The following is a 3,808-nucleotide window of genomic DNA, read 5'->3' on the forward strand; positions in this document are numbered from 1 at the left end:
GCACCGGGCGGGGTGCCGGCCCGCCCGGCACCGGGCGGGGTGTTCCGGAGACGGGGACGTCATGCCTGAGCCGGCTCCCTGACGGGGTCGGCCTCGCCGGCCGGGTCCAGCTCGGCGGTGAGGCGCTCACCGATCCGGCGGGCCAGCGCGGGCGCGGCCAGCACCGCGACCAGGCCGGCCAGGCACCAGGCTCCGGCGATCCACGGGAAGTAGCTGAGCGGGCTCGCCTGCCCCACCGACTGGTTGTAGAAGACGAAGCAGAGGTAGGCGATGGCCAGCACCGGTATCACGATCTCGTGGCGGGGGATCCGCCCGCGCCCGGAGACGATGAAGGCGATCACGCCCGCCGCGGCGACCGCGTACGCCACCAGCAGGCACAGCACGCCGAGCGTGGCGAACCAGTAGTAGCCGTCGAAGGCGGAGATCCCGGTCAGGTCGAGGACCACGTCACCGGCGACGGCGAGGACCAGCGCGGTGACCAGTGCGACGGTGGGGGTCCCGGTACGCCGGTCGGTGCGGGCGAGAGCCCGCGGGCCGAAGCCGTCACGGGCGAGGGCGAACATGAGGCGGCTGGCCGCCGCGGCCGAGCTGATCGAGGCCGCGAACGCCGACGCCACCGCGGTGAACGCGATGACCAGCGAGAACCACGTGCCGATGTACGCCTGCGCCAGCGCCGACAGCGAGGACTCGGAGCCGGAGAAGGCGGCGACCCCCTCGGCGTCGGTGCCGAAGCCGACGGTCTGGGCGAACATCACCAGCACGTACAGCCCGCCGGTGAGCAGCACGCTTCCCGCGAGGGCGCGGGGGACGTTGCGGCGCGGGTCGGCCGTCTCCTCGCCCAGCGACGCGCACGCCTCGAAGCCGGCCCAGGACAGGAACGCGAACACCGTGGCGGTCATGACCGCGCTCACCGTGGTGCCGCCCAGCCCGAACACCGAGAGGTCGAGCGTCTGCCCGCCGGGCGCGCTCCCGGCCCCGGTCCGGGCGACGACGACGAGGCTGAGCACCAGCATCCCCAGGATGCCGACGCCCTCCACGACCAGCAGGGTCCGCGCGGTCACCCGGGACTCGCGGGAGTTGACCACCCAGACCCCGGCCGCGGCCACGACGGCCACGACGAACCACGGGACCCCCAGGGAGAAGCCGAGCGCGGCGGCGAACGCCTCGGCGAACACCGCGGTCGCCGCGAGCGTGCACACGGAGAAGAAGATGTACGTCCCCAGCAGCGCGAACCCGCCGAAGAACCCGGCCCGGGGGCCCAGGGTCACCCCGGCCAGGGCGTACACCGACCCGGCGTGGTTGAAGTGCCGGGTCAGCCGGACGAAGCCGTAGGCGACCAGCGCGACCCCGAGCAGGCCCAGGACGAAGACCAGCGGCACGGCTTTGCCGACCGTGGCCGACACCCCGGCACCGTTGAGCGCCATGGCGAGGGTGGGCCCCATGAGCCCGACGGACAGGGCGAGGGCCTCCCACAAGCGCAACTTGCGGGGTGGGCGCAGTTCTTCGGACACGGCACCTCCAATGGCGACGACGGCACCGACAAGCAGACCGGCACGTGAGAATGAAACATAGCTTTCATGAAGAGCGTCAACAAGAGCTCATGAAATGTTTGTTACATCGCCATCGACGGCAAGATCCCAGCAACCACACGTGCCCGATCACCGCACCTCGCGCGGCGGCCGCACCCCGCCTGACAGCCGCCTTCCACGCCGGACGTCACCCGACAGCCGCCTCGCGTCACCCGGCAACCGCCTCGTCCACGCCGGACGTCGATCGACGGCGGCGCCCCGGCGACCGCGGCTCAGTCGAGGGTGACGTTCCCGACGATCTCCTCGCACTGCCGCAGCCGCTCCTCCCCCTCCTTCCCGAGCCGCGCCATCACCCCGGCCACCACCGTCTCCACGAGCGCGAGGGCCGGGACGAGGCTGTCGAACGGGCTCGGCGCCTCCACCCGGACGGGGATCACGAGGTCGGCGGCGTCGGAGGCGGGCGAGAGCCAGGGATCGGTGAACAGCACCACCTTGGCCCCCCTGTCGTGCACGCGGCGGGCGAACTCGACGATGTCACGCTGGTAGCGGCGGTAGTCGAAGACCACGACGACGTCGCGCCGCCCGGCGTCGACCGCGAGGGCGGCCATGCTCTCGGGCCGCGGGTCCAGGACGCGGGTGCCCGGCCGTAGCAGGCGCAGGTGCAGACCGAGGTACTCGGCGAGGAGGTGCGAGAACCGGCCGCCGACCATCGTGATCCGGCGGGCCGGGTCCACGAGCAGGTCGAGGACCGCCTCCAGTTCGGAGTCCGACAGCGCGGCGAACGACTCGTCCAGGCGCTGCCGGAAGATCGCCCCCGCGGAGACCCGCAGGGACTCCGGGGCTCCCCCGTCACCGAGCTGCTGGGCGAGCGTGAGCGGCGAGGCCCGCCGTGCCTCGATCTCGTCCCGGAGGACCTGCTGGAACGCCCGGTACCCGCCGAAACCCAGCCGGGCCACGAACCGGACCACGGTCGGCGCGCTCACCCCGGCACGCTCGGCCAGCCGGGCGGCCGTCTCCAGCCCGGCCGCCGGGTAGTTCGCCAGCAGGGTCCTGGCGACCAGCCGCTCCCCCGCGGAGGCCCCGGCCAGGCTGCGCCGGATCCGCTCCGCGACCGAGACGAAGATGCCCGACTCCGCCGGGGCACCCTCCGATCCCGCCGGGGCACCCTCCGGCGGGACGGCGGCCCGCACCACCCCCGCGGACGGGTCGCCCAGCGCCGTCTTGCCGCCCTCGCCAGTCATCGGAACACCTCTCGGCCGTGTCGGGTCGTCCAAGCCCTCATTCTGACCGGTCGCGGCGGGCCGTAAGGCGGGTCGTCCGCCGGTGCACGCCGGATCGTCCGCCGGGAGACGGGAGACGGAAGACGGTCGGCAGGAGGTGAACCGAAGCCGGAGGTGCTCAGTTAACTGCACTTGCTTCACCTGGTTGATCATGACTATCTACGTCGTGATCAAGGAGTGTGAAGTGGACCTTCGTCGCCAACTGATGGAAGGCCGTGTGCAAGTCCCGAGCGTCGGCTCCGTCGCCAAGGTGGCGCGGATACACCCGCCGTTCGTCGTTCTCGACCGGGCCACCGAGGAGATCCGCCCGGTCACTGAGTACTTGGAGGACCTTGCCTTGAGCGACTGCAGCCCGCTGACCTGCCGCAGCTATGCGTACGGCCTGCTGCGATGGTTCCGGCTCCTGTGGCTGCTGGACGTGGGCTGGGAGCGCGCCACCGAGGCCGACGTGGCGGCCATGGTCGGCTGGCTGCGCAGCGCCCCCAACCCCCAGCGACGCCGCCGGACGCAGGGCGCGCCGGAACCCGGGTCGGTGAACCTGCGCACGGGAAAGCCGACGCTGGCGCTGGGGTACACGAAGCGGACGATCAACCACGCATTGTCCGTGGTGAGCGGCTTCTATGAGTTTCACAGTCATCGCGGTCACGGACCGGTCATCAACCCAGTGCCCTCCTCACCTCAACGACGGCGGGCCCTGTCCCACCGGAGCCCGCTGGAGACTAAGCCGGTGGTCGGCCGGGCCCGGCTCCGCCAGAAGGTTCCCGACCGGCCGCCGCGAGCGATTCCCGACCGGCTGTGGGATGAGTTGTTCGAGGCGATGGGCTGCGCGCGATCGGGCGTTGCTGGAGTTCTCCGTCTCCAGCGGGGCCCGTGCCGCCGAGCTACTGGGCGTGACACCGGAGGACGTCGATTGGGCCGGTCGGCAGATCTTCGTCATCTCGAAGGGGGGCTTCCCCCTCGAACGAGGACACCGATTTCAGGCGGCAGGCTTCAGGTTAT

General features: G+C 71.8%; 2 protein-coding genes and 1 pseudogene. 1 reads left to right on the top strand and 2 read right to left on the bottom strand.

The genetic code is table 11. From position 1 onward, the window contains the following. Window positions 1-59: 59 nt before the first annotated feature. Both ABD841_RS36490 and ABD841_RS36495 read right to left on the bottom strand, forming a co-directional pair. Window positions 60-1,511, bottom strand: coding sequence for an APC family permease (locus ABD841_RS36490; RefSeq protein ID WP_344981269.1), 1,452 nt, complete (start codon window positions 1,509-1,511; stop codon window positions 60-62). 290 nt (window positions 1,512-1,801) lie between these two features. Then, window positions 1,802-2,770, bottom strand: a complete 969-nt coding sequence (locus ABD841_RS36495; RefSeq protein WP_344981271.1) for a MurR/RpiR family transcriptional regulator — start codon at window positions 2,768-2,770, stop codon at window positions 1,802-1,804. 190 nt (window positions 2,771-2,960) lie between these two features. Here ABD841_RS36495 and ABD841_RS36500 point away from each other — a divergent pair. Then, window positions 2,961-3,808, top strand: a pseudogene (locus ABD841_RS36500) (hypothetical protein); the annotation flags it as partial.

Source organism: Streptosporangium fragile (genome assembly GCF_039534445.1).
Lineage (GTDB): Bacteria > Actinomycetota > Actinomycetes > Streptosporangiales > Streptosporangiaceae > Streptosporangium > Streptosporangium fragile.